This is a genomic window from Kitasatospora sp. NPDC048662 (assembly GCF_055587065.1).
This window is the reverse complement of sequence record NZ_JBVJHA010000006.1, coordinates 178373-204327: the sequence shown is the minus strand read 5'-3', so window position 1 is coordinate 204327 and position 25955 is coordinate 178373. Positions and strand designations below refer to the sequence as shown.

General features: G+C 71.9%; 22 protein-coding genes, 1 pseudogene and 1 CRISPR repeat array. Of the genes and pseudogenes, 13 read left to right on the top strand and 10 right to left on the bottom strand.

Features of this window, described 5'->3' with window-relative positions; all coding sequences use genetic code 11:
- Window positions 1–35 precede the first annotated feature (35 nt).
- On the bottom strand, window positions 36–1481 hold the full coding sequence (locus ACZ6R9_RS19085; protein ID WP_465539035.1) for an NAD(P)-binding domain-containing protein: 1446 nt from the start codon (window positions 1479–1481) through the stop codon (window positions 36–38).
- Between the two features lie 137 nt (window positions 1482–1618).
- On the opposite strand from ACZ6R9_RS19085, the gene ACZ6R9_RS19080 reads away from it, so the two are divergent.
- Window positions 1619–1981 (top strand): metalloregulator ArsR/SmtB family transcription factor, encoded by a 363-nt coding sequence (locus tag ACZ6R9_RS19080; protein WP_380482807.1) that lies wholly within the window; start codon window positions 1619–1621, stop codon window positions 1979–1981.
- Window positions 1982–2035: 54 nt separating this feature from the next.
- On the top strand, window positions 2036–2509 hold the full coding sequence (locus ACZ6R9_RS19075; RefSeq protein ID WP_465539379.1) for a GNAT family N-acetyltransferase: 474 nt from the start codon (window positions 2036–2038) through the stop codon (window positions 2507–2509).
- Window positions 2510–2589: 80 nt separating this feature from the next.
- On the opposite strand, the gene ACZ6R9_RS19070 is transcribed toward ACZ6R9_RS19075, so the two are convergent.
- From ACZ6R9_RS19070 to ACZ6R9_RS19055, 4 genes are all read right to left on the bottom strand, one after another.
- On the bottom strand, window positions 2590–3651 hold the full coding sequence (locus ACZ6R9_RS19070) for a sodium:calcium antiporter (protein WP_380482809.1): 1062 nt from the start codon (window positions 3649–3651) through the stop codon (window positions 2590–2592).
- 400 nt (window positions 3652–4051) lie between these two features.
- Window positions 4052–4651 carry an HAD family hydrolase gene (locus tag ACZ6R9_RS19065; protein ID WP_465539032.1) on the bottom strand — a complete coding sequence of 200 codons (600 nt, stop codon included), beginning with the start codon at window positions 4649–4651 and terminating at the stop codon, window positions 4052–4054.
- Entirely contained in the window at window positions 4648–5892 is a 1245-nt protein-coding gene (locus tag ACZ6R9_RS19060; RefSeq protein ID WP_465539031.1) for a cytochrome P450, read from the bottom strand. Before ACZ6R9_RS19060 ends, ACZ6R9_RS19065 begins: the two co-directional genes overlap by 4 nt.
- Before the next feature lie 19 nt (window positions 5893–5911).
- Window positions 5912–7507 (bottom strand): prenyltransferase/squalene oxidase repeat-containing protein, encoded by a 1596-nt coding sequence (locus ACZ6R9_RS19055; protein WP_465539028.1) that lies wholly within the window; start codon window positions 7505–7507, stop codon window positions 5912–5914.
- 371 nt (window positions 7508–7878) lie between these two features.
- On the opposite strand from ACZ6R9_RS19055, the gene ACZ6R9_RS19050 reads away from it, so the two are divergent.
- Window positions 7879–9084 (top strand): cytochrome P450 family protein, encoded by a 1206-nt coding sequence (locus tag ACZ6R9_RS19050; RefSeq protein WP_465539026.1) that lies wholly within the window; start codon window positions 7879–7881, stop codon window positions 9082–9084.
- A 155-nt stretch (window positions 9085–9239) separates the two neighbouring features.
- Window positions 9240–10736 (top strand): glycosyltransferase, encoded by a 1497-nt coding sequence (locus tag ACZ6R9_RS19045; protein WP_465539024.1) that lies wholly within the window; start codon window positions 9240–9242, stop codon window positions 10734–10736.
- 89 nt (window positions 10737–10825) lie between these two features.
- Here ACZ6R9_RS19045 and ACZ6R9_RS19040 read toward each other — a convergent pair whose 3' ends face one another.
- The 4 genes from ACZ6R9_RS19040 to ACZ6R9_RS19025 all read right to left on the bottom strand — a co-directional run bounded on the left by ACZ6R9_RS19040 (window position 10826) and on the right by ACZ6R9_RS19025 (window position 13001).
- Complete coding sequence (locus ACZ6R9_RS19040) at window positions 10826–11206, bottom strand: hypothetical protein (RefSeq protein ID WP_465539022.1); 381 nt, start codon at window positions 11204–11206, stop codon at window positions 10826–10828.
- A 58-nt stretch (window positions 11207–11264) separates the two neighbouring features.
- Window positions 11265–11402: a hypothetical protein gene (locus ACZ6R9_RS19035; protein ID WP_380482823.1), complete on the bottom strand. Its 138-nt coding sequence runs from the start codon at window positions 11400–11402 to the stop codon at window positions 11265–11267.
- Between the two features lie 319 nt (window positions 11403–11721).
- Window positions 11722–12345, bottom strand: a complete 624-nt coding sequence (locus ACZ6R9_RS19030; RefSeq protein ID WP_465539020.1) for a hypothetical protein — start codon at window positions 12343–12345, stop codon at window positions 11722–11724.
- A gap of 200 nt (window positions 12346–12545) precedes the next feature.
- Window positions 12546–13001: a hypothetical protein gene (locus ACZ6R9_RS19025; RefSeq protein WP_465539400.1), complete on the bottom strand. Its 456-nt coding sequence runs from the start codon at window positions 12999–13001 to the stop codon at window positions 12546–12548.
- Window positions 13002–13345: 344 nt separating this feature from the next.
- On the opposite strand from ACZ6R9_RS19025, the gene ACZ6R9_RS19020 reads away from it, so the two are divergent.
- Together ACZ6R9_RS19020 and ACZ6R9_RS19015 are read left to right on the top strand one after the other, a co-directional pair.
- The gene (locus tag ACZ6R9_RS19020; protein WP_465539398.1) at window positions 13346–13615 is read left to right on the top strand and encodes a hypothetical protein; all 270 of its coding nucleotides are present in this window, start codon (window positions 13346–13348) and stop codon (window positions 13613–13615) included.
- A 199-nt stretch (window positions 13616–13814) separates the two neighbouring features.
- On the top strand, window positions 13815–14081 hold the full coding sequence (locus ACZ6R9_RS19015; RefSeq protein ID WP_465539396.1) for a hypothetical protein: 267 nt from the start codon (window positions 13815–13817) through the stop codon (window positions 14079–14081).
- Window positions 14082–14351: 270 nt separating this feature from the next.
- On the opposite strand, the pseudogene ACZ6R9_RS19010 reads toward ACZ6R9_RS19015, so the two are convergent.
- A pseudogene (locus ACZ6R9_RS19010) lies at window positions 14352–14588 on the bottom strand (DUF4913 domain-containing protein); the annotation flags it as partial.
- Window positions 14589–15299: 711 nt separating this feature from the next.
- Between ACZ6R9_RS19010 and ACZ6R9_RS19005 the strand changes: the two are divergent.
- The 7 genes from ACZ6R9_RS19005 to cas6e all read left to right on the top strand — a co-directional run bounded on the left by ACZ6R9_RS19005 (window position 15300) and on the right by cas6e (window position 25952).
- The gene (locus tag ACZ6R9_RS19005) at window positions 15300–15674 is read left to right on the top strand and encodes a hypothetical protein (RefSeq protein WP_465539018.1); all 375 of its coding nucleotides are present in this window, start codon (window positions 15300–15302) and stop codon (window positions 15672–15674) included.
- Between the two features lie 992 nt (window positions 15675–16666).
- Window positions 16667–17610: a CRISPR direct-repeat array (repeat unit 29 nt; unit sequence CTGCTCCCCGCCCGCGCGGGGATGGTCCC).
- Between the two features lie 539 nt (window positions 17611–18149).
- Complete coding sequence (cas3, locus tag ACZ6R9_RS19000; protein WP_465539016.1) at window positions 18150–20912, top strand: CRISPR-associated helicase Cas3'; 2763 nt, start codon at window positions 18150–18152, stop codon at window positions 20910–20912.
- The gene (casA, locus tag ACZ6R9_RS18995) at window positions 20905–22653 is read left to right on the top strand and encodes a type I-E CRISPR-associated protein Cse1/CasA (RefSeq protein WP_465539015.1); all 1749 of its coding nucleotides are present in this window, start codon (window positions 20905–20907) and stop codon (window positions 22651–22653) included. Before cas3 ends, casA begins: the two co-directional genes overlap by 8 nt.
- Entirely contained in the window at window positions 22650–23309 is a 660-nt protein-coding gene (casB, locus tag ACZ6R9_RS18990) for a type I-E CRISPR-associated protein Cse2/CasB (RefSeq protein ID WP_465539013.1), read from the top strand. The genes casA and casB overlap by 4 nt, the downstream gene beginning before the upstream one ends.
- On the top strand, window positions 23306–24502 hold the full coding sequence (cas7e, locus tag ACZ6R9_RS18985) for a type I-E CRISPR-associated protein Cas7/Cse4/CasC (protein WP_465539011.1): 1197 nt from the start codon (window positions 23306–23308) through the stop codon (window positions 24500–24502). The genes casB and cas7e overlap by 4 nt, the downstream gene beginning before the upstream one ends.
- Window positions 24499–25248, top strand: coding sequence for a type I-E CRISPR-associated protein Cas5/CasD (gene cas5e / locus ACZ6R9_RS18980; RefSeq protein WP_380482834.1), 750 nt, complete (start codon window positions 24499–24501; stop codon window positions 25246–25248). Before cas7e ends, cas5e begins: the two co-directional genes overlap by 4 nt.
- A complete protein-coding gene (cas6e, locus tag ACZ6R9_RS18975) occupies window positions 25248–25952 on the top strand; it encodes a type I-E CRISPR-associated protein Cas6/Cse3/CasE (protein ID WP_465539009.1) in 705 nt (234 codons plus the stop codon). The genes cas5e and cas6e overlap by 1 nt, the downstream gene beginning before the upstream one ends.
- Window positions 25953–25955 lie beyond the last annotated feature (3 nt).

The window sequence follows — 25955 nt, the reverse complement described above, 5'->3', positions numbered from 1 at the left end:
GGCCCCGCTCGGCTGAGGCGCTGTCGTCATCGCGGTCAGCAGCAGCCACCGGTCTCGGCGGATGCCTCGGTCTCGGCGGGCGCGGAACAGCAGCCGACGGTCCCGGCGGACTCCTCGGTTCCGAGAGTGAGGAGCCGCGAGGCGGTGCCGAGGGTAACGACCCCGGGCTCGGCCGCGGGGACGGAGCAGCAGCCGCCGCCCTGGGTGGCGCCGGGGTCGTCGAAGAGGCCGGCTCCGCCGCAGACTCCGGTCTCGGGGAGGGCCAACTCGACGCGGGCGGCGGCCTCGTGGTCGCCCGCGAGGGCGGCGGCGATGGAGCGGACCTGCTCGTAGCCGGTCAGGGCGAGGAAGGTGGGGGCGCGGCCGTAGGACTTCATGCCGACCAGGTAGACGTCCTTCTCGGGGTGGGCCAACTCGCGCGCGCCGTGCGGGTGGACGGTGCCGCAGGAGTGCTGGTTGGGGTCGATCAGCGGGGCGAGGGCGAGCGGGGCCTGGAGACGCTCGTCGAGTCCGAGGCGCAGCTCGTCGAGGAAGGAGAGGTCGGGGCGGAATCCGGTCAGCACGATGATCTCGTCGACGACTCCGCTGCGTCGGCCGTCCTCGGCGATCAGGACGAGCTGCTCGCCGTGCGGCTCGACGGCGACGGTGCGGAAGCCGGTGAGGGCGGTGGCGTGGCCGTCCTCGACGGCCTTCTTGGCGCGCAGGCCGAGTGCGCCGCGCTCGGGCAGCTGGTCGGCGGTGCCGCCGCCGTAGGTGGAGCCGGAGATACCTCGGCGCAGGATCCATTCGGCGTGGGTGCCGGGGGCGTCCTGGGCGAGGTCGGCGAGCAGGGCCAGCGCGGTGAACGCGGACGCGCCGGCGCCGATGACGGCGGTGCGCCTGCCGGCGTACCGCTTGCGCGTCTCTGGGGCGCTCAGGTCGGGGACGTAGTACGAGATCTTCGCGCGCGCGGCGCGCTCGCCGAGAGCGGGCAGGCCGTTGCCGCCGGCCGGGCCGGGGGTGGACCAGGTGCCGGAGGCGTCGATGACCGCGCGGGCGAGGATGCGCTCCTCGGAGCCGTCGGCGTGCTCGAGGTGGACGGTGAAGGGCTGCGCCTCGCGGTCGGCATCGACGATCCGGTCCCGTCCGGCCCGGGCCACGCCGGTCACCCGTGCGTCGTAGCGGACCCGGCCGCCGAGAACATCGGCGAGCGGCTGCAAGTACGTGGCGACCCAATCGCCGCCCATCGGGTAGACGTCGGCGCCGGGGCGGACCCAGCCGGTCGGTGCGAGCAGCTTCTCGGCGGTCGGGTCGATGACCTCCGCCCACTGCGAAAACAGCCGCACGTGCGACCACCCGCGCACCGCCGTGGCCGCGCTCGGCCCGGCCTCCAGCACCACCGGCTCGATGCCGTACTCGATCAGGTGGGCGGCAGCGGCCATGCCGACCGGTCCGGCACCGATGACGACGACGGGCAACTGCTCGGCGGCGGAGGCGTTCACGAGGTTCTCCTTTGTTTCGACGCTTGTCGATGAGGTCGTGCGGCTCCAGCATGGCATTTGCTTCGATGGATATCAACATAGACACTTGTCGAAGCAGTGCCTCGCCCGAGTGATTCGATGTATGTCAACATAGATGCATGTCGAACGTGAAGGCGCTGCCGCTGCTGGAGCCCGAGGCCGTCGTGCCGTGCTGCCCGCCGTTGACCGCCGCGCCGCTGTCGGAGGACGACTCGGTGCGGATGGCGGCCATGTTCAAGGCGCTCGCCGACCCGGTGCGGCTGCGGTTGTTCTCCCGGGTCGCCTCGCACGAGGGCGGGGAGGCGTGCGTGTGCGACATCCAGGACGTCGGCGTCTCCCAGCCCACCGTCTCCCACCACCTGAAGAAGCTGCGCGAGGCCGGCCTGCTGACCTCGGAGCGGCGCGGGACGTGGGTCTACTACCGTGTCGAGCCGTCCGTGCTGGCCGCGATGGCCGGCCTGTTGAGCGCCGCCGCCCGCTGACCCGCCCTTCTGGAGCCCGTTCACGTGTCCACGCCCACCATCACCGTCGAGCCGATGGCCGCCGACCACGCCGAGCAGGTCCTGACGATCTATCAGGCCGGCATCGACGGCGGAAACGCCACCTTCGAGACCGGCGTGCCCAGTTGGGAGCAGTTCGACCGGGCCAAGCTGACGGACCACCGCTTCGTCGCCCTCGACGGGGACGGGCAGGTGCTGGGCTGGGTGGCGGCCGTCGCGGTCTCGGACCGGTGCGTGTATGCCGGGGTGGTCGAGCACTCCGTCTACGTCCACCCCGAGGCCCGGGGGCGCGGCGTCGCCCGCCTGCTGCTGGACGCGCTGATCGCCTCGACCGAGGCGGCGGGGATCTGGACGATCCAGTCCGGCGTGTTCCCGGAGAACGCGGCCAGCCTCGCCGTCCACACCAGGGCGGGTTTCCGGGTCATCGGCACCCGCGAGCGCATCGCCCGCCACCACGGCGTCTGGCGCGACACCGTGCTGATCGAACGCCGCAGCCCGGCGATCGGCTGACGCCGCTCCGCCGCGGGTTGCGGCGGCCCCGCCCCGTCCGGGTGTGAAGGTCCGGACGGGGCAGGTTCGGTGAAGGCCGGTCAGGTGAGGAGGGGGACCAGGCCGATGGCGAAGACGGCGTAGAAACCGGCGGCGACGGCCAGGCGGGCGGGGGTGAGCCGGTGGGCGCGCATGGTCAGCAGGAGGTAGACGATCGCGGCCATGGTTATCAGGCCCGACCAGATCAGCGGGCCGTCGAAGTGCCAGGTGGTGAACAGCAGGCCGATGCCGCTCGGGACGGTCGCCTGGATCATCATCGCGCCGGAGATGTTGGCCAGCGCGAGCTTCACCTTGCCCTGGCGGACCCAGATGATCGCGTTCATGATCTCGGGCAGCTCGGTGGCGATCGGCGACAGCAGCAGCGCGGTGACGGTCGCGGACAGGCCGAGCATCGGGCCGATGACGTCGAGCTGGGCGACGAACCAGTGTGCGGCGAAGAAGATCACCACGAGGGTGGCCAGGGTCTGGACGACGACCGCCCAGGTGTCGGGCGAGGCCTTCTTCGGCTGGAGCTTCAGCGCCTCCAACTCCTCCTCGTCCTCATCGCCCTCGCCGTCGGCGGCCTCACCGGCCCGGCTGGAGCGGATCTCGCGCCAGAAGTAGGCGGCGTACGCGGCGAAGAACAGCACGCCGAGCGCGGGCTTGAAGGCGAAGGCGACCAGGCCGAGCGAGACCTTGACGAAAAAGATCGGCAGGAACCAGCTCTGGTCCTTGGCCAGGTGCTTCATCTCCTTCTCGGTGCCCAGCGCCTCCAGGGGCGTAGGCACCGCGGCAGCGGTGACCGCGGAGACAGCGCGGTCACGTCGGCGCTTGATCAGCAGCGCCGCTCCGGTGACGCCGTAGGCGACGGTCGCCAGCGCGAGGGGGCCGCCCATCGCGGCGCCGACCGCGAGGTCCTTCTCCCCGGCGGTGCCACCGGTGGTCGCGGCGACCAGGGTGACCACCGACTCGGGCAGTGCGGTGCCGAACGCGGCCAGGATCGTGCCGACCGCCATCTTCCCCACGTTGAGGCGCTCACCCAGCCACTCCACCGCGTTGACGAACCACTCGCACGAGAGGTAGATCGCCACCGCGCACACGATGAGCAGAACGAAATGAATCACGAAACTCGTCAGGCCTTCCCGCACCGGCGGGAACCCGAGAGGCGAGCGGCACACGGGCAGCACGACCTCGGCCCGCCGACGCGTACAGTCGTCGACAAATGGGCCGAAGGTCTCGCCCGCCCACCACCGTCACCGACGGCGGGCCCGGCCACCGGGAACCCGGCAGCGGGTTCCAGTGTGTCGACGACCGGTTCGCGGGGCTACTCCCCTTCGCAGCCGCACATGCTACCCGACGCCAACCGTAGGGGACTTCACGGCCACCGGCCCGGCGCTGGTCGTCGCCGCACCGCCAACCGGGCGGTCGAGGCCGCGAACAACAAGCTGACCCGCCTGGCGATCGTGGTGGTGGCGATCATGGGCAGCGGGTGGTGCACCCCATCTGCGGTCGGGGGCGGGTCGTTCACCGCCAACGGCGGTGCCGGATGTCGATGACGTCCATGCCGGCGGCGCTCGCCGCGAGGACGCCTTCGTCGGTGTCCTCGTGGGCGAGGCACGCGCCGGGGTGTACGCCGAGCAGGCCGGCGGCGTGCAGGTAGGGGTCGGGGGCGGGTTTGGTGCGTGGCACGTCCTCGCGGCCGACGACGGTCCAGGGCAGGTCGTCGAGATGGATGACGGACAGTCCGTGGCGGACGACGTCGGCGTAGTTGGCGGAGACGACGGCGATGGCGGCGTGGTCCGCGGCCGCGCGGGCGGCGGCCGCGGCGGCGGGGATCGGCCGGATCCGGTCGGTGTGGGCGAACCAGTAGGCCCGGGCGGCCTCGACGAACGTGTCCTCGGGCAGGGCGTCCGGGTCGAGGTGGAGCCGTCGGCGCAGCTGGGGGGCGGTGAAGGCAGGATCCGCCGCCAGCCGGGGGAGGGGGACGGTGATGCCGTGCGCGGCCAGGGAGGCCTGTACGGCTCGCAGGTTGACGTCGGCGGTGTCGGCCAGGGTGCCGTCGAAGTCGAAGGCGTAGGCGGCGTAGCTGCGCCCGGCGGCGGGTGTCCCCGTGTGGTCGCTCACGAGAAGTCCACGGGCAGTTCGGCTACGCCGTGGACGACGCGCTGGTCGTGGGTGGGGATCGTCCCGGGGTCGGCGGCCAGCCGCAGGTCGGGGAAGCGGCGCAGCATGGTGGTGAGGAGGATGCGCAGTTCGATGCGGGCGAGTTGTTCGCCGAGGCAGTGGTGGGGGCCGTGGCCGAAGCTGAGGTGCCGGTCGGCGTCCGGGCGGTGCGGGTCGAACCGGTCGGCGTCGGTGAAGCGGTCGGGGTCGCGGTTGGCGGAGGGCAGGTGGAGGACGACGCGGTCGCCGGGCCGGATGTTCTGGCCGGCGATGGTCAGCGGCTCGCGGGCGACGCGCAGCAGCCCGAACTGCAGCACGGTCGCGTAGCGCAGCGTCTCCTCGATGACGCCGTCCACCAGGTCGGGCCGCTGGACCAGGGTGTCCCACAGGCGAGGCGGCCGCAGCAGCAGGAGGGCGGCCAGGCCGATCACGTTGGCCGTGGTCTCGTGGCCGGCGATGAGGATGAGCTGCCCCAGGGCGGCGATCTCGTCGTCGGTCAGCGGAGTGCCGGCCGCCTGCGCCTGGACCAGGCCGCCCAGCACGTCGTCGGTGGGGGCGGCTCGTTCGGCGTCCACCAGGTTCAGCAGGTAGGCCTTCAACTCCGCCTTGCCGGCCAGCAGTTGGTCGCGTGTGCGGTCGAGGGAGAGGAGTTCCCGGGTGAGCCGGTAGTACAGGTCGCGGTCGCTGAAGGGGACGCCGAGGAGTTCGCTGATCACCAGGGACGGGACGGGCAGGGCGACGGCCCGGATCAGGTCGGCGGGGCGGGGGCCCGCGGCCAGGGCGTCGAGGTGGTCGTCGACGACGGCCTGGATGCGGGGGGTCAGCCGGTTCATCCGGCGCGCCGTGAACTGGCGTGCCACCAGCCGGCGCAGCCGGGTGTGCTCGGGCGGGTCGCTGGTGAGCAGGTCGGAGGGACGCAGGGCGGCCATCTCCGCGGCGGAGATGAGGCCGGCCCGCACGTGGGAGTTGAGGTGGGGGCGCCGGGAGCTGAGCCGGGGGTCGGCCAGGCCGGCGCGCACGTCCTGGTAGCGGGTGACGAGCCAGCCGGGCGGCCCGTCGGGGAAGGCCAGCGGCGCCACGGGAAGCTCCTCGCGCAGCCGGCGGAAATCGGCCGGCAGGTCCAGCGGACCGGACCGCTCGACGGGCAGCGCCAGCGGCGCACCGGCCGGGCCGCCGGCGGCGGCCGCGTCTGTCTCGTTCACCGTCGTTCCCCGTCTGCCGCTACCAGTTCCAGTCGCTGTCGCAGCCGGCCAGGGCCAGCAGGGCCCAGACGTCGCCGAAGACCGGAGCGTCGAACAGCAGGGGGCGGGGAGCGACCTGGTCGGGCGGGGCGGTGAACCCGCCGTCGGAGTCCTGGCAGGACAGCAGGTGTTCCACTCCGGCGCGTACGACCGGGTCCTGGTCCACCCGGCGGCCCATGGCGGACAGGGCGAGCAGCGAGTAGCAGGTGCTGGCGATGTCGCTGGGGTCTTTGGGGCGGAAACCCCAGCCGCCGTCGCTGTTCTGCGCCTCGGTGAGGAATCGCTCGGATGCGGCGCGGGCCCGCGCGATCCGGTCTCCTTCGGTGGTGCGTACGGGCTCGGGCATCGAGTGCAGGGCCCACATCCCGCGCCAGATCGTGTTGGCCTCGCTCACGCTCCAGCTCCGTTCGAAGGTGCCGTCCGCGCGCTGCGCATCGAGCAGCCAGCGGGCCGCAGCCCCGAGGAGGTCGGCGTGGCCGGGGCCGTTCCAGGCCAGGGCGCCGACCGCGCCGCCGGTCATGCCGACCTCGGAGGGGTCGCCCTTCATGTAGGTGGGGAAGCCGCCGTCCTGGCCCGCGATGCCCCGGAAGTACCCGGCGGCGCGGGTCAGTGCGGCCCGGTGGCGGACGGGGTCCACGGTGGCGAGGCAGGCCGCCGCGTACGAGCTTGCGTCCACGTCGCTCTGTCCCATGTCCGCGCCGAACGCCCAACCGCCGTCCGGCATCTGCTGGGCGACGAGGTAGTCGCACATGCGGTCCAGCAGCTGCGGGTCGGCGTTCGCGCGGGCCAGGGCCAGCCCGGCGGGCCCGGTGCTGAACACGTCCAGGTTCGACATGCTCGGCGCACCGCCGTCCGGGTTCACCGCGCCCAGCAGCCCGGCGACGCCTTCGTCGAGCAGCGGATGCCGGGGAGCGAAACGCTGCACGGCCAGCAGCGCGAGCAGGTGCGCGGCCGTGTAGTTCTCCCACACCGGTGCCCGGCTGGAGCCGAGGAGTTCCAGCAGCCGCTCCCGCTCCGCCTCGGTGATCTCCGCGCCCCGGCCCAGGCCGTACGCGACGAGGACCCGGGCACTGAGCATGATCATCTCGATCCAGGTGACCGTGTTGTCCTCGCCGGCAGCCGCCCTGCGGACCGGTCGGAGCATCGACGGTTCGAACGCCACCGCGCCCACGGCCGCCAGATAGGTGTCGAAGAGCAGGCGCTTGCGCGCCACGGAGAAGTGGTCGAAGCCGGCGAGCAGCTCGGCCGCGACCACGTCGGTGCCGACCGTCGTGCCGTGCAGGACCGCCTGCGCCAAGGCCGCGTCGAAGCCGGTGGACTGGGCCCGCGGCGTAGCCAGATAGGCCAGCAGGCGGTCCACATCCCGGGCGTGGCCACCGCGTTCGCGCAGCAGGACGACCAGCAGCGCCGACTCCAGCGCCCGGCTCGCGCACGGCTGCCGAACCCCGCCGTCGGCTTCGACGAAGGCGCTCAGGTGCGCGGTGACCCGGGCCCGAGCGGCCGCGAGCCCGGCCGGCATCCCCTCGGACGCGGCTCCCGGGCGCGGTCCGGGCGCATCGGTCCTGTACGTCGTCATTGCGCCGCTCCCTGCTTCAGGGCCACCCGCCGTGGCGTTGGAAGAATCGTTTCGGCCAACCGGCTGACCGCGCGCCGAAGTTACCCAGCCGCCATCCCGGATACGCAGAACCGGACGTTCGAGCCAGAAGTACGGCCGAAACCCTGCATCCCCAGGCCCTCCGATCACCCGGGCAGGCCGCACCTGCGGCGCGCAATGGCCGGAACACACCCAGGCGCCCGGCCGGCCCGCATACCCGGAAGGCGGCACCGGGTAGGGACACCGCGCCACCCCGGGCCAAGGACGCGCAGCTGCGCGAAGCGGCCCGCGCCGCGTGGCTTTCCCGACGAAAGGAGCGCCGTATGTCGTCCTCACCTGTTTCCAGGTGTCCTGTGCTCGACCCTTCGGGGCGTGCGTTGCTCGCGGAGGCCGCGGTGCTGCGGGCGCAGGGGCCGGCCGTACTGGTCGAGCTGCCCGGGCCCGTCCACGCGTGGTCGGTCACCCGCCACAGCGTGATCGAGGCGCTGACCACCGACCCGCGCGTCTCCCGCGACTTCCGCAGGCACTGGCCGGGCCGGACCGAGGTGCCCGAAGGCTGGCCACTGGCCGCGATCGCATTCCAGGAGAGCTTCCTCAACGCCTACGGTGAGGAGCACCGCAGGCTGCGGCGCCGGAACGCCCCGGCGTTCTCGCCCCAGCGCGTCGAGCGGATGCGCCCGAACGTCCAGGCGGCTGCGGACCGCCTCGTCGCCGCCCTCGCCGCGCTGCCGCCCGGGACGAGCGCCGATCTGCGGGAAGCCGTCGCGAAACCGCTGACCATGACCGTCATCTGCGACCTGTTCGGCGTCCCCGACCACCTGCGCACCCCGCTCATCGACGCACTGGAGGCCATTCGGGACTACTCGGTCAGCCCGGAGCGCGGGCGAGTCATCCAGGCCGAACTGCTCCACCGGCTCACCGAGTTGCTGCAGTACAAGAGGGAGCATCCGGCCCCCGATCTGACCAGCGACCTGATCCTGCCGTCCGAGTCCGACCAGGAACCCATGTCCGAGCCCGAGCTGATCAGCACCCTCTTCAGCCTGATCGCCGCAGGGTACGAGGCCCCCATCGACCTCATCGCCAGCGCGGTTCATTTCCTGCTCACCCACCCCGACACCCTGGCCGGCATCCGCCAGGGAACCCTCGACTGGGACGACGTCATCGAAGAAACCCTGCGCATCGACGGCCCCGTCATGCACGTCCCGCTGCGCTACGCCGTCGAGGACATCGACCTGGGCGAGGGCGTCGTCATCAAAAAGGGCGATCCGATCATCATTGCCTTCGCCGCCGCCGGACGCGACCCGGAACTGCACCCGGAGAACCCGGACCGGTTCGACCCCGCACGGGTCGGCAAGAAGCACCTCGCCTTCGGCCACGGACCCCACTACTGCCTCGGCGCGTACCTCGCCAGGCTGGAAGCCAGAATCGCCCTGACCACCCTGTTCGCGGAGCTGCCCGACCTCGCCCTCACACACCCCGGACAACAACCGCCCCGGGTCACCTCGATGATCGTCAACGGCCCCGAAAACCTGAACATCATTCCGCGCCCGGCCACTTGAAGCCCGACTCCGTCGGGGATCCGGGAAGAACGGCCGAGGCTGAGCGCGGGAGTCGACGCGATCACGACGGCGCCGACCCATGGGCGCCGATTGGCCGGGATGATCAATGAGCTGATACTCCTTGTCATGCCTACGAAGGCAATGGGGGTATGGGCATGACGGGACTCTCCGACCCGGACGTGGTCGCGGCACTGGCGCGCGGCAGCACCGAGACGCAAGTCCGAATCCTGGAACAGTGGCCGGACCGGATAGCCGACGAGATGGCCGACGGCTTCACCCGCCGGCACCCGGACCTGGCGGCCAAGTCCGGCTTCGCCCGCTGGCAGCTCGTGGCACTGGCCATCGGCGCGGCCGGCGCAGTGATCGGCGTGGCGCTCGTACCGCTGCTCGCGCTCGCGCTGCTCACCTTGATGGTGACGGGCTACAGCCTGCTGCACGCCGTGATCGCGCTGACCGGCCTGCTGGCGGCGGGTCGCCCCGGTAGCAGGCCCGCGGATCCACCCCTGCCGGAGGCGGAACTCCCGTCCTACACCGTGCTGGTGCCCGCCTACCGGGAGGCCGGGGTGATCGGCGGACTGGTGCGGCACCTGGCCGGGCTGGACTACCCACCCGACCGGCTCGAGGTACTGATCCTGGTGGAACAGCACGACCCGGACACCACCCGGGCGGTGCTCGCCGCCGACCCGCCCCCGTTCGTCCGCGTCGTCCAGCTCCCACCCGGCCCACCCCAGACCAAACCCCGCTCGGTGAACCTGGGCCTGATGCTGGCCCGCGGCGAACTCCTGGTGATCTTCGACGCCGAAGACCGCCCCGACCCCGCCCAACTGCGGCACGTCGCGGCCCGGTTCGCCGCGCGCGACCGGCAACTGGCCTGCGTCCAGGCCCAACTGCTCTTCCGCAACCCCACCGACAACTGGCTGACCAAGCAGTTCGCCATGGAGTACGCGCTGCGGTTCGGACTCTCCCTCCCCGGACTGGCACGGCTGCGGATGCCGATCCCCCTCGGCGGGACCAGCAACCACTTCCGCACCGACACCCTGCGCAAGCTCGGCGGCTGGGACGCCTGGAACGTCACCGAGGACGCCGACCTCGGCATGCGCTGCGCCGCACACGGCCACCGCACCGAGACGGTCGAAACGGTCACCTGGGAAGAGGCCCTCGACACCATCGGCCCGTTCGTCCGGCAGCGCACCCGCTGGTTCAAGGGCTTCCTGCTGACGACGACCGTGCACACCCGCAACCCCCGCCACACCCTGCGCCGGTTCCACGCCTCCGGCATCCTGACCCTGCTCGGCGTCGTCGCCGCCGCCCCGGTCACGGCCCTGGTCCAGCCCGTCATCACCGCCCTCACCCTGATCGCCGTGCTCGGCTGGAGCTGGTCCTCGACCGGATCCGGCCTGGTGCTTCCAGCGGTGGCCGCGCAAGCCGGTTCGGCCGCCCTGTGGATCGCCATCACCTTCGCCGCCGCCAGGCGCGCCCGACTGACAGCCCCCTGGCACGCGGTGTTCGTACCGCTGTACTCACTGCTGTGGTCCATCGCCGCCTGGCGCGCGGTACACCAGCTGGCAGTCGCCCCCTTCACCTGGGAGAAGACCCCGCACGGCACCCACCACGCCGCCGGCACACCGGAGCAAGCCGTCTGCTCCCGCTGAGCGCACGCAGCCGGTCGCCGGTCACTGGCGTCCCACTGGGGGATGCCCCGGTACTGGCGGGCCATCAGCAGGACGTGGGGCTTGGAGGGTCAGTTGGTGGGCGGTTCGGCGGTGGTTGGGGCAGCCAAGTCGCTGCGGTGGCTCGGACCGGCGACAGCACTGCGCCAGAGCGCGGTGCCGCTCGGCGGTGTGCGCGGCTTCGAGAGGGTTGAAGTCGGCCTCAACGCACCAGCTATAGGCGGCGAGAGCGCGGGCGAGCTGCTGACAGGCCACGCCGTTCGGGCGGCGAGCACCTCGACGGTGTGGCCGGCGGGTGGGATGACGGCCTTGCGGTCGCGCATCGCGGTGTGCTCGCCCCGGGCGATCGGCGCGAGCCGCTCGATCATGAGCTGTGCGCGGGCGGAGAGTTCGAGGTGGAGGCGGTCCACATCGCGTGAGGCGGCACTGACCTCCTGACCGAGAAGAGTCATGGGGCTATCGTCGGGACGACCGGCGTGCAGGAGGCGGAGGTCGTTGGTGCTGGGCTGCTCATGGACAGGGTGGGCGCCGGGGCCCACCCTGCGCGTCCTCGATCAGGCCGCTGCTGATCTCCATGCAGGCGCCGGTGATCGCGGCGGCGGCCCGCAGGGCGTCGGCGAGGACGTCGACGTAGGCGTCCGGCTCCATCCCGGCTGCGTCGGCGGCGGCGCGGATTGCCGCTGGCTTTAATCACGAGTTGTGACGTCAGTTGTTCACGAGCTTGGGAGGCACCCCGAACCACGGACGAGTGATGTTCATGAGTTTCGACGTCACCGGGGTTACTTGCCAGGGCAGCAGCGGGGTGCTCCTGGTGAAAGGCGCTGGTCATGCCGAAGATGTCGAAGGTCGAGCTGTACGCCGCAGACTCGCACTCGGTACTCTCCGGGGCGGAGGGCACCGTTGATGCGGATCCGAAAGCGCTTGCCCGGAGCTGCGTGATCGGTATCGACGAGCAGGTGTCCGCGCATCAATCGAAGGCGACGACGAGCCGAACTTCCTCCTCGCCGAAGCGGCCCGCCAGCGCCTTCATCACGGCGAAGACGTGCGGCCATTGGGAGGCACTGCCCAGGAGGCAGCCAGCGGTCAGGGGCTCGTAGTGGCAGCGCAGGTCTCCGGTGCTCCATTCAGTGGGGTGAGTGGAACGGTCGAGGCCGAGAGGTGGCGGGCCTACAGCGTCGAGTACTTCCGGAGGCCACTGGTCGGGTACGAGTTGCTGATGCAGGAGTGAAGACAGGGATACCGTCGACCAGGTCAACCGGCTGGTGTAGTGGTCGGGAGTGGAAGCAGGGTCGAGCCGGGCGATCTCCGCCCAGCTGACCCAGGTAGCGCCGTGGAGGTCCCCGGCCTCCACCCACGGCTCCAGTTCGGCCCGCAGACCACCCGACAGGTCAGGAGGAAGGCCGCGGTCGGCGGCGAGAGGACGGAAGCCTGCGTAGTTGCGCACTCCGAAGAGGCAGCCGAAGGCTGCGTAGTCGCTCTGGTCGTACAGCGGCCACAGGTCCATCGCCATGACCCACGGCTCGCCGTCGTAGTAGCCGGCGTCGACGCCGGGATGGCGGAATTCGATGCCGCCGTGGATATTCGTGCTCACGGCCGCTCAGGCTAGTGCTCCTCGGGCCGACAGACACCTGGTTAACGCGATCAAGATCGCTGCTGGATGAGGACTCGGATGGCCGGCATCCCGTCCCCACGCAGCCGAGTTCAGCCGTTGGGTGACGTCATTTCTGGTGAACATCCGCAGCGTTCAAGATCGCCAACTGCTGCCCAAATCGCTGACCAATCGCTGCTACTTCACGTGAACGAAGGCGTTGCCGCCAAATCCCTGTTGCTGAAGGAGTAGTCGAAGCCCTCGTCGTTCTCGGTCGGGACGAGCACGGCCTCCGTGTCGGGCTCCAGCGAAGGGATGCCGGCGCGGGTGCAGATCGCGTCCACTGCCGCGGTCAGCTCGGCCAGCGACTCGGTCAGCCAGCCCAGGGCGGAGGCGTAGGAAGCCAGGGCGAACAGACCGACGGGGGTCGTCGGCAGCGGTTCGTCGAGCAGGTCCTCCAGCCGCTCGTTCAGCTCGCCGACCACGCCGACCACGCCGACCACGCCGGGCCCGGCGGACAACGGACCGAGGACCGGCGCGAGGTAGCAGCGGGTGGCCAGGGTGGCGTGCGCGGCAGTGAGGATCCCGGCGACGGCCTGGGCGGCATCGGTGAGCCGCCCGGCGAGGTCGGAGCGGCTGGGCAGGGCGGTCGTGGTCATCAGCGGGCCTATAGGGGAGTGGCGGTGGGGGGCGAAGCCGGACGAGGCGGTGCTGTACGCGGCGCCGCTCTGGCCTCGGGCTCGCACCGTTCGGGTGGAGCGAGAGCGGGCCGCCTGGACCCGGGCCCCCTGGGCGGCCCGGACGCGGGCCTCCAGCGCCGGATCGGAGCCGGGCGGCGGCGTGTTGAGCCCGGTGCGGCCCAGTCGGTTCTGGGCGGAGCGGTAGACCTCGTACTCGTGCCGGGGGCTGGCGGAGACGAGGTAGACCTCGCGGGAGTGCTTGGAGGTGGGCGGCGCGTCGCGGGGTAGGTGGCCCGTTCGTCGCCGGTGCCGAGGACGATCTTGTGGCAGCCCTCCAGCCGGTCGCCGAGCCGGGAGGCGACGCGCTCGCCATGGACCAGTTGCTGCAGGTTCAGCAGGGCTTGGTCCCGGATGGGCGCGGGGAGTTGACGCAGGTCGGCGATGGCGTCGGGGTGCGCGGCGAAGGCGAACTGGGCGCGGCTCACCGCGACCGCCCCCGATCCGGCTGCGCGACGACGGTCGTCGCGGGTGCGGAGGCGATGGGTGCGACCCTCGGCGTTGCCTGGGCGGTGCTGTGGGCGAGGGCGGCGTGAGTTCGTTCGGCCTCGGGCCGGCGGTCTTCCGGCGCGGGCGGCAACGGCCCCGGTTCCAGCCGGTGAGACTTGCAGGCGGCATCCTCGTGGGGAACGCGCCTTCGCGCAGCGTGTAGGTCGCGCGGTCGGGCTGGATCTCTTCGACGAACAGGCGGACCGGGAGTTCGGCGGCCTCCCGGTCGACGACCATGGTCCACGCGTGGGTGTCGTCGCCGTCCATGGCGAAGCCCTTGCGGATCTCGTAGCGGTCGCGGCTGCCGGAGATCCGGTCCTCCTTTTGGCGCGTCAACTCGTTTGCAGTGAAGGCCTGTTCCAGGCGCAGGGCGTCGGGCGGGCAGCCGCGGTCGATCAGCCGCTTCTGGGTGAAGGCCATGGTCGCGTGCCGGGACTGACGCAGGCGGAACGTCCTCTGCTCTCGGTGCCGGACGACAGCGAAGGCAGCGAGGTTGTCCCGCCCCGGGCGTGATCCAGGTCGCCGTGGTGTCGTGCGCCTGGACGTACGAGCGGCCTGCGCCGGCGTCCTGCCACACGAGCAGCGCGAACTCGTCGTGCAACGCCTCCGCGATCTCCGACGCGTTGTCGGACGGGCGGAGACCGTCGAGTTCCAGGTCGAATCCGAACGTCTTTGCCGCGAGCCCCATCTGGTCCGGGCTGGACAGCAGCCGATGGGCGGGCGGGCGGAGTTGGTGGTGCACGCGGCGAACGGGCCGTCCGGGGAACGCAGTTGGGCGATGGCGTGGTCGAGGTGATCGCGGTGCCATGTCGAAGGCCCGGTGAGGTCGGCTTCCGTGTCGGTGAGCTGCTGCCACGCGAGCCAGAGCCCGTGGAGCCGGGCCACGGCCTCCTGATGCTCGTACCAGCGCGAGCACCAGGGGCGGGTGGAGCTGAGCTCGCGCCAGTAGACCGGCAGGAGCACGTGGGCCACCCAGTCGCCGAGGGCGGCCAGTTCGGCGGCGTACTCCGCGCCGCCCATGGCGAGGATGAACACCGAGGTCGGACCGGCGGGTTCGTCGTCGGGTCCGTCTCCGGCTCCTCGCCGTCGGGTTCGGCGGCGAGGCGGTCGAGAGGACGCCGTGCTGGCGGACTTCGGCGATGGGGCGCGCGAGAGTACTGGCGAGGTCCTCGTCGGGGATGCGGATCGTTCGGGCTCGGGGGTGCCCGTGGTCGGGTCGGACATGACATATCCAGGTGGGTCAGGCGGATGGGTTCGGTTGGCGTCGCGGGTCTTCTGCTGCGGCTCACGGGTGGCCTCCTGTCGTGCGGGCGGGAAGAGGATCTGAGGATCCGGCGGTTTGGTACGGCCGCAACTCGTGGTCCGTCGAGGACGGTGGCGCGGATGCTCGGTGACCTCGGTGTCGAGGACGGGCACCGGGTGCGGGAGGTGGGGACCGGCCCGGGCTTCAACGCCGCACTCCTGGCGCATCGGCTGGGTGTTGGCTCGAGATTGACGAGGCGGTCGCCGGCCTCGCGTGCGGGAATCCGGCCGCCGCAGGGCTGGGCGGTGTTCGGGTGCCGGTCGGGGACGGTGCCGACGCCGTCGGGGTGACCGGGTCGATCGATTGACCGCCATCTGCCTGCTCGAACGTGGTGACCGCTGTCCCTGTCGCCTGGGTCGCCCAGACCGCGCCCGGGCGGGGTGGTCGTCGCCCCCCTCCGCCACCGGCTCACCGGGGCGTCGGACTTCATGCGGATACGTCAGCAGCGCTACCAGGCTCAGCCGGTGGCTGGCTACCCGCCCGGCGACGCCCAGGCGTCGCTCACCGAGCTCAACCCGAAGGTCATCGGGCCCTCCCGGCTGGCCCAGTTCGCCGTCGGCACCGCCCTGTTGGACGCCTGCTACCGGCGCGCCTTATGGGGACATGGCGACGTGGTGGTTCTTCGACACCTGCGGTGCCGTCCTGGGCGACGGTTGACTCCGTGCTGGGTCGGCACGAGTTCGACGTACGCCAGAGTGGACCTGGTGGCTGTGGGAGGATCTACACCGCCCGGCACACCTGGGCTCACCGTCACCACGACCGGCTCCCAAGCGGTGTGGCTCGACGACCCCGACCATCCTTGATGCCCGCCCGCATACTGACGCCGGCGCTGGAGACCGAACCCGAACCGGTGGCCGGCCGCAGCACCGCGCTGGCCGCCAACCCCGCGATCACCGGCTTGCAGGCCCCGCAACAGCACTGAAGCCGGTTATCGGAACGTCCCGGTAGCCGGCTTCACTGTGGATCAGTGGCGATCGATCCATCACATGACCAGGGCGAAACAGTCGTTTCCTGCTCCAGTGGAGGCGCTCTTGACCTCGTGTTCCACGGCCTGCCGCGCGAGCCGGCGGACCCGGCCGGGCTGCGTATCCGACGCTGTCCTTGTGCACGCGGGATAATCCGTTCTTGCCTCGAACCAGTGGCTGGCCCGGTAGCCCGAGGTGCGGGACGAACGCGCCCTTTGTCTCCGGCGTCCGCGAGGCGCGTTCGCTGGCAGGGACGGGGGGCGCCCTCTACTGAAGATGGCCTGGATTCCGTGCCCAACGCCGCCTGGCGGACCACGGGCGCCGGCACCTACCGGACGCGACGGGGTAGACGGTCGAGAGGAGACGCTTCGGCCGCTACGTCTGGTCATCGCCATGGGGGCCACGGGCGAGCGGAACTCAACGGGGAAACAACGGAGTTGACTCCCCATATGTGCACCAGGATTTCCAATGAACAAGACTCTGGCCGCCCTCGCCGCGTGTCAGCCGCTGCGGCGACGACGTCCTGGGCGTACGGAGAGCGCCCCCGCGAAGCCCAGGAGGAGGCGGACCGAAAGAGGCTGCTCCCCGTGCACACGGGCGTCGCGCCGCCGTGGGAGCATTCATCCACACGCCACCGCCCTTGCCACACCTTCACGGCACCGTTGATCTCCGAGCGCGGCGGCATCGGCACCACCGCGCTTGAACACTGTCAGCCGAGAGTTGGCCCACACAGCCGCAACCCCGGAAAGAGAAGAAAGTTGCTTATGCCTGAATCACAGGAAGTGTGTCATTTCCGGGTCGACGGCATGTGACACCGCAGGTCAACGAGCCTGCTCCCCGCCCGCGCGGGGATGGTCCCCCGGTCAACGGCCCGGACAGTCAGCGCGACGACTGCTCCCCGCCCGCGCGGGGATGGTCCCGAGCCGGGGGCCGAGCCGAGCCGCAGCGCACCCTGCTCCCCGCCCGCGCGGGGATGGTCCCACGCGCTCGATCGCCGGGTACCGCTTGGCGAGCTGCTCCCCGCCCGCGCGGGGATGGTCCCTGGCACGACGGCGACTCGCCCGCAGGCCTGGACTGCTCCCCGCCCGCGCGGGGATGGTCCCGCTGGAACGGCACCACTGCCGCCTGGGAGCCGCTGCTCCCCGCCCGCGCGGGGATGGTCCCCTGGGCGATATCACTCAGGTGGACTGGGCGAACTGCTCCCCGCCCGCGCGGGGATGGTCCCGGTGGCTCGGCACCGGCGAACCGAACGAGATCCTGCTCCCCGCCCGCGCGGGGATGGTCCCACGATCTTCGCTGACGACCGCGTCAGCGGGCACTGCTCCCCGCCCGCGCGGGGATGGTCCCGAGACCACCGAGGAGACCGCGCGATGACCGACCTGCTCCCCGCCCGCGCGGGGATGGTCCCGCGGCGGTGCGATGGAGGAGTTCGAGTGCGGCCTGCTGCCCGCCCGCGCGGGGATGGTCCCTCGCCATTCCCTGCCCGCTGCACGAATGCCGCCTGCTCCCCGCCCGCGCGGGGATGGTCCCGATCGCGGGTTCGAGGCGGCCGTCGGCAACCGCTGCTCCCCGCCCGTGCGGGGATGGTCCCTCCGAGGGGTGGAGAGGGATTCAGGAAGGGGACTGCTCCCCGCCCGCGCGGGGATGGTCCCTACCTGCGCCGGAACAACCAGCTCAAGAACGTCTGCTCCCCGCCCGCGCGGGGATGGTCCCATGTTCTCGCTCCACACCTACCTCCCCGACGCCTGCTCCCCGCCCGCGCGGGGGTGGTCCCTCGCAGGGCGTGACGGCGCCCCGACCGCAGACTGCTCCCCGCCCGCGTCGCCCATCTCGTCCACCCAGACCAGCACCTGCTCCCCGCCTGCGCGGGGATGGTCCTGACGAGTACGCCACCCCGGCGGAACTGACCGGCTGCTCCCCGCCCGCGCGGGGATGGTCGCCTCAAGCGCGGAGGCCTGCTCGACGGAGACGGCTGCTCCCCGCCCGCGCGGGGATGGTCTGTGGTGCTGTTCCTGCGGGAGCACGGGAAGTCTGCTCCCCGTCCGCAGGGGTGATCTCTCCCCGTGTATGCGGCAGTTGTGTTGGCGGCTGCTTCCCTCTTGTGCGGTTCTTCGGTGTTGGTCGGCGGAGGGGTACTGGGCTGTTGCGCTCTCTATGATCTGCCATCAAGTCGGGGACTTTTCAGGTGGTTTGGGATGAGAGGGGACAGTGCTTGTGGGCGGCGGTCTGCGTGCACGGTTGTCGGCTGAGGCTCGGAGTGTGTGGGCGAAGCATGATGTGCGCAGCGAGGGGTGGCTGCCGTTGTGGTGTCACATGCAGGACAGTGCGGCGGTGGCGGGGCTGCTGTGGGACCACTGGGTGTCGGCCAGGGTCTGGGCCTTGGTTGGTGGGGCTCTGCCCGGTGGGGAGGGGGACGGGCGGCGGTTGGCGGTGTGGTTGGCGGGGGTCCACGACATCGGGAAGGCGACGCCGGCGTTCGCTTGTCAGGTGGACGGGCTGGCGGATCGGATGCGGGCGGCCGGATTGGAGATGCCGTACCGGGCCGGATTCGGGGTGGACCGGCGGCTGGCGCCGCACGGTCTCGCGGGTCAGGTGCTGTTGCAGGAGTGGCTGGAGCGGCGGGGCTGGCCGGGGAGGGTGACGGGGCAGTTCGCGGTGGTGGTGGGCGGGCATCACGGCGTGCCGCCGGAGCATCCGTCGCTCAGGGATTTGGACGGACGGTGGGATCTGCTGCGCACGCCGGGCGGGAGCGGGAGCGTGTGGCGGCGTGTGCAGGAGGAGTTGCTGGATGCGTGCGCCGCCGAGTTCGGGGTGGAGGAGCGGCTGGCGGGATGGCAGCGGGTGAGGTTGCCGCAGCCGGTGCAGGTGGTGCTGTCCGGTCTGGTGATCATGGCGGACTGGATTGCCAGCAATCCGGACCTGTTTCCGTATTTTCCGGTGGCGTCGGGGTTCGACGGCGGCCGGCGGGTGGCTGCGGCGTGGTGGGACCTGGATCTGCCGGGGCCGTGGCGACCGAAGGTTCCGCAGAGCAGCACGGAGGAGTTGTTCGCGGCGCGGTTCGACCTTCCGTCGGGGTCGGTGGTGCGGCCGGTGCAGGTGGCGGCGGTGGAGAGCGCCCGGGCGATGCCGGAGCCGGGGCTGTTGATCGTCGAGGCGCCGATGGGGGAGGGCAAGACGGAGGCGGCGCTGGCGGCGGCGGAGGTGCTGGCGGCGCGGGCCGGTGCGGGTGGGGTGTTCTTCGCGCTGCCGACGATGGCGACGAGCAACGCGATGTTCCCGAGGCTGCTCAGATGGTTGGACCGGCTGCCGGCCGAGGGAGGGGATCGCCTGTCGGTGCTGCTGGCGCATTCGAAGGCCGCGTTGAACAAGGACGCCGCCGATCTCCGGGTCGGATCGCGGCAGCGGCTCGCGTCGGTGGATGCCGACGGTACGGAGCGGGCACCAGGGTTCGGCGCGAAGACGGCGGCACCGGCGGAACTGGTGGCGCACCACTGGCTCGCCGGCCGAAAGAAGGGGATGCTGTCGTCGTTCGTGGTCGGGACGATCGACCAGTTGCTGTTCGCCGGCCTGAAGGCCCGTCACCTGGTGCTGCGTCACCTGGCGGTCGCCGGGAAGGTCGTGGTGATCGACGAAGCCCACGCGTACGACACGTACATGAACACGTATTTGGACCGGGTACTGGGCTGGCTGGGAGCCTACGGGGTTCCGGTGGTGGTGCTGTCGGCGACACTGCCGGCTGCGCGGCGCCGGGAGCTGGCACAGGCGTATGCGGGTGTGGCCGGGGACGACGAGCGGTTCGCGCGGGTGGAGCAGGCGCGGGAGTATCCGCTGCTGACGGCGGTGAGCCGGGGGACAGTGCCGGTGCTGGAGCGGCCGGCGGTGTCCGGTCGTGGGCACAAGGTGCGGCTGGAACGGCTCGACGACGGCCTGGACGCGCTGGGAGACCGGCTGGAGACGGAGGTCGCCGACGGCGGGTGCGTGCTGGTGGTCCGCAACACCGTGGACCGGGTGCTGGAGACGGCGAAGGCGTTGCGGGAGCGGTTCGGGGACGGGGCGGTGACCGTCGCGCACGCCAGGTTCATCGACGTCGACCGGGCCGAGAACGACCGTGACCTGCTGGAGCGGTTCGGCCGGGACGCCGCCGCGCGGCCCGGGCGGCACATCGTGGTGGCCAGTCAGGTGGCGGAGCAGTCGCTGGACGTGGACTTCGATTTGCTGGTGAGCGACGCGGCGCCGGTGGACCTGCTGCTGCAGCGGATGGGCCGCCTGCACCGGCATGCGCGGCCGGATCGGCCCGCGGCGCTGCGGGAAGCGAAGTGCCTGATCACGGGCGTGGACTGGTCGGTTGCGGTGCCGAAGCCGGTGCGCGGGTCCGAGGCGGTGTACGGCCGACACGCGCTGCTGCGCTCGCTCGCGGTGCTGCTCCCGTTCCTCGACGGGGGGCGGCCGGTGGATCTGCCGGGGGACATCAGCGTCCTGGTGCAACAGGTGTACGGGGGCGGCCGGTTGGGGCCGGCGGACTGGGCGCCGGCGCTGGAGGAAGCGCGGCTGGTCCACGAGAAGCTCCAGGCCGAGAAGACCGCCAGGGCGGAGCAGTTCTGCATCGGGGAAGTGGGGAAGGACGGGCGGCCGCTGATCGGCTGGCTGGCCGGCAGTGTGGGGGACGCGGACGACACGCGGGCCGGGCGGGCGCAGGTGCGCGACAGCGAGGAGAGCGTCGAGGTGCTCGTGGTGGAGGAGTTGGAGGACGGTTCGCTGGCGACAGTGCACTGGGCGGGGGAGGGGCGCGGCGGGCTGCCGTTGCCGACCGGGGCGGTGCCGTCGCCGAGGGCGGCGAAGGCGGCGGCGGCCTGCGGGCTGCGGCTTCCGGCACGGCTGGCCAAGCCGTACATCGTTGACCGGGTAATCGCTGAACTTGAGCAGTTCTGTGTCGAAAGTTGGCAGAGTAAAGAAAGCCCTTGGCTGGCAGGGCAGTTGATTCTTCCGATCAGGCCCGGTTGTCACATCTCTCTGGCAGGGTTCCGACTCATGTACACCCGTGAGAACGGACTCGAGGTGTCGAACGCCGATGCATGAGCGCGTCCAACCACCGGTCGGACAAGGGATGTTCGACCTGACGGAGCAGCCGTGGATTCCCGTGCTGCTGACCGACGGCCGCGAGAGCGAGCTGTCGTTGCGGGAGGCGTTCGCGCAGGCGGGCCTGATCAGACGCTTGGCCGGTGATCTCCCCACTCAGGACTTCGCGCTCACCCGCCTGCTCCTGGCGATCCTCCACGACGCTCTGGACGGCCCGGGCGACAGCGACGAGTGGGCCGAACTGTGGGAGGACCCGGACGCCCTGGCCCCGGCCCTGCCCTACCTGGAGGAGCACCGGGACCGCTTCGACCTGCTGCACCCGCACACGCCGTTCTTCCAGTGCGCCGGGCTGCGGACGGGCAAGGACGAGGTCTTCCCGCTGAACCGGATCGTGGCGGACGTGCCCAACGGCAACGCGTTCTTCACCGCCCGCTTCCCGGGCGCCGAGCGGATCACGTTCGCCGAAGCGGCCCGCTGGGTGGTGCACGCCCACGCCTACGACACCTCGGGCATCAAGACCGGGGTGGAGGGCGACCCGCGGGCCAAGGCCGGCAAGGCCTACCCGCAGGGGCCGGCGTGGGCGGGCAACCTCGGCGGCGTCCTCGCCGAAGGCGACACCCTGCGCGAGACGCTGCTGCTGAACCTGATCGCCGCCGACCAGTGGAAGACGAAACGGCCGGACCTGCCCGCCTGGCGGCGCCCGCCCACCGGCCCCGGCGCGGCCGACGACCTGGCCTCGCGCCCCGCCGGCCCCCGCGACCTCTACACCTGGCAGTCCCGCCGCATCCGCCTGCACGCCGACAACGAGGGCGTGAACGGCGTCGTCCTCACCTACGGCGACCCCCTCGCCCCGCGGAACATGTTCGACGCCGAGCCCATGACCGGCTGGCGGCGCAGCCTCGCGCAGGAGAAGAAGCTCGGCCGGTCGCCGGTGTACCTGCCCAGGGAGATGGATCCGGCGCGGGCCGCGTGGCGCGGCATCGGGTCGCTGATCGCCGCCTCCGCTCCCGACCGGGGCCCGGCGGGCGAGCCCGCGCCGGAGCTGCGGCCGGGCCTGGTCCACTGGCTGGCCCGGCTGGAGACGGAGCGGGTCCTGCCCCGGGGCCGGCTGATGCGGCTGCGGACGTTCGGCGCCGTCTACGGCACGCAGCAGTCCGTCGTCGACGAGATCACCACCGACACCGTGGCATTCGCGCTGGTCGTGCTCAGCGAGCGGGACCCGAGCCTGGGCCGGGCCGCGCAGGACGCGGTCACCGACGCGGACCTGGCCGTACGTGCCCTGGGAGACCTGGCGTCGGACCTCGCGCGGGCCGCGGGCAGCGAGTCCGACGCCCCACGGGCGAGCGCGCGGGACGCCGGCTTCAGCGCCCTCGACGGCCCCTACCGGCTGTGGCTGGTCGGCATCCGCGACGGCGACGACCCGGCCGAGCTGCGGGCCCACTGGCAGCGCCAGGCGCGGCAGACGGTCGCACGCCTGGGCGACGAGCTCGTCGCCCAGGCCGGAGAAGTCGCCTGGCAGGGCCGGATCGTGACGGGCAACAAGGGCGAGACCTGGCTGAACACCTCGTCCGCCGACCTGTGGTTCCGCGCCCGGCTCCGGCGCGCCCTGCCGCTCGCCGCCGCAGAGGGAACCGGCCCGGGTCTCATCCCGCCGCAAGCCGACGCCGGCCAAGCCGACGCGGAAGCAGCGGAAGGCGCAGACTTCGACACCGCACCCGACCCTGAAAGGGCGACCGCATGACCACCGCCCCACCGGCCCCCGCGCACCTCCGCCGCCGGGCCCTCGGCCCGGTCGGCACCCTCGCCGGAAGCGAGATCGGCCGCCTGCAGAAGGGCTACCTGGACGACCGCCCCGCCGCAGTCGCCGCCCTCGCCCGCCTGCGCCGCGCAGCGGGCAAGGACGTCGCCACCGTCCCCGACCTGTGGGGCCTGCTCGACACCGAGCCCCTGTACGGCGACCCAACGCTGCGTCAGGACGCCGCGCACACCGCCCTGTACACGGCCGCGACCCTGTACGCCCTGCACCAGCAGTCCCGGCGGCCCGCCCGGATGCACAAGGCCGGCGGCGACGAACTCGGCACCGCCGTACGCAGGCTCATGCCCGGCAACGACATCGACGAGCCGACCCGCAAACGCTTCGTGCGCGCCGGAACCGCACCCACGATCGCCGTTCTGGCCACCCGCCTGCGCGAGATCGTCCTGCTGCTGCGCCGCGAGGAGCTGTCCCTGGACTATGCCCTGCTCGCCGACCAGCTCTACCAGTGGCAGCAACCCCCGTGGGGCCCGGACGGCGTCCGGCGCTCCTGGGGCCGCTCCCTCCACGCCCACCGCACCACACCGTCCAACCCGGCGGGCGACGACGCCCCCACCGACACGCAGAAGGACAGCGCCCAGTGACCAGCCGCATCATCCTCGACGTGCACGCCCTGCAGAGCGTCCCGCCGAGCAACCTGAACCGCGACGACACCGGCGCGCCCAAGACCGCCGTGTACGGCGGCGCCACCCGGGCCCGGGTCTCCAGTCAGGCCTGGAAGCGCGCCACCCGCCGCTACTTCGACACCATCCTCGACCCGAGCGAGCTCGGGGTGCGCACCAAGCGGGTGGCGGAACTCCTCGCCGAGCGCATCACCGCCCTGACCCCGGACATCGGCGAGGCCCAGGCGCTGGCGCTCGCGGCGGAGGTGCTGCAGACCGCGACCGGCTCCAAGATCGAGCCGCCCAAGCGCAAGGTCGAGCAGGCGAAGAAGAACGGCGACGCCGAGCCCGCGCCCGAGTCGTCGTACCTGATGTTCCTGAGCTCCCGTCAGCTCGACAACCTGGCCGCCCTCGCGGTGGAGGGCGCCGGCGACCTCAAGGCCTTCCTGAAGGACAAGGACAACAAGGCCCGCGCCAAGAAGATCGCCGACGGCCGGCATTCCGTGGACATCGCCCTGTTCGGCCGGATGGTCGCCGACTCCACCGACATCAACGTCGACGCCGCCGCCCAGGTCGCCCACGCCCTCAGCGTGCACCGCGCCGAGACCGAGTCCGACTACTTCACCGCCGTTGACGACCGCAACAGCGACGCCGAACCCGGCGCCGGCATGATCGGCACCGTCGACTTCAACTCCGCCACCCTCTACCGATACGCGGCGCTCGACGTCGATCTGCTGGAGCGCAACCTCGGCAAGGGCCTCGACGAGAACGAAGCCCCCGCCACCCCGGTACGCCGCGCTGTCGAAGCATTCCTGGAAGCCTTCGTCTCCTCCCTGCCCACCGGCAAGATCAACACCTTCGGCAACCACACCCTCCCCGACGCCGTCATCGTCACCCTGCGCACCGCCCGGCCGATCAGCTTCGTCTCCGCCTTCGAAAAGCCCGTCGCCCCCGACGCCGACGGCGGCCACCTGGAAGCCGCGTGCGCCCGCCTCGCCGACTGGGTCCCCGAGATCGAACGGGTCTACGGCGACGACAACGCCCAGACCTGGGTGCTGCGCGTGGGCCCCTCCACCGCCAAGCTCACCTCCCTCGGCGCCGAGGCCCCCCGCCTCACCAGCCTGGTCTCCACCGTCGGCGCCGCCGTGGCCGAACGCCTGGAGCGGCGCGGATGAGCGTGCTCGCTCTGCAACTGGCCGGCCCCCTGCAGTCGTGGGGGGCCTCCTCGCGCTTCGCCAGGCGCACCACCGAGAACGCCCCCACCAAGAGCGGCGTGATCGGCATGCTCGCCGCCGCGGCCGGCATCGAACGCGGCGACGACGCCCGGCTCGCCGAACTCGCCGCCCTGCGCTTCGGCGTGCGCGTCGACCAGCCCGGCACCCGCCTGCGCGACTACCAGAGCGCCCAGCACTTCGACACCGACGAGTCGATGCCGCTCTCCGAGCGCTTCTATCTCGCCGACGCCGTGTTCGTCGCCGCCGTCGAAGGCCCGGCCCCACTCATCGCCCGCCTTTCCGAGGCTGTGCGGGCCCCCGCGTTCCTGCCCTACCTCGGGCGCCGCTCCTGCCCGCCGGCCCGGCCCCTGGAACTGCGTGACGGCCTGTCGGTCCACGACGACGGCGACCTCGACACCGTCCTGGCCCGCCTGCCCTGGCAGGCCTCCGACTGGTACCAGCGCCGGCAGCGGCAGCAGCCCACCGTCGAGCTGGCCGTCCTCGTCGAGACCCCGCCGAGCGACGACGCGCCCGTCCGGGGCGACACCCTGCGCGACCAGCCACTCAGCTTCGACCCCCGCCACCGCCGCCACGGCCTTCGCACCGTCCGAACCGGCACCGTCACCGTGCCCAACCCGCACGGCCGGCCGCGCACCCCCGTCCCCGTCCCTGCCCACGACCCGACCGCAGCCCTGGAAATCGCCTGATGTACCTCACCCGCTTCCGCTTCAACACCGCGCGGCAGGGCGCCCGGCGACTGCTCTCCTCGCCGCAGAACATGCACGCCGCGGTCATGTCCGCCTTCCCCGAACTCCTGCCCACCGCGCCGGGCACACGCGTCCTGTGGCGAACCGACCACAACGCCGCCGCCGAAGTGCAGCTGTACGTCGTCAGCCCGTCCCGGCCCGACCTCACCCACCTCGTCGAACAGGCCGGCTGGCCCGCCGCGGCCGCCACCGGAACAGCCGGCTGGCAGACCTACGCCTACATTCCCTTCCTGGAACGCCTCGACAAGGGCACCTGCTGGAACTTCCGCCTGACCGCCAACCCCGTCCACCACGCCCGCACGAAGGACGGTGCCCCGACCAAACGCACCGCGCACGTCACCGCCCGCCACCAGATGCAGTGGCTGCTCCAGCGTCAGGAAGCGGGTGGCTTCCGCATCGCCGCCAAACCGGAGGAGCGCCGGCACACCGAACACGGCGACGAACACCAGCTCGCCGTGCACGGCCAACGCAACCTGGCCTTCTCCAAACGCGGCGCCGGCGGCAGGGTCACCCTCACCGCCGTCACCTTCGACGGCCGCCTGGAAGTCACCGACTCCGACGCCCTCCGCCGGGTGCTGACCGGCGGCCTGGGCAAGGCCAAGGCCTACGGCTGCGGCCTGATGACCCTCGCCCCGATCGGCTGATCC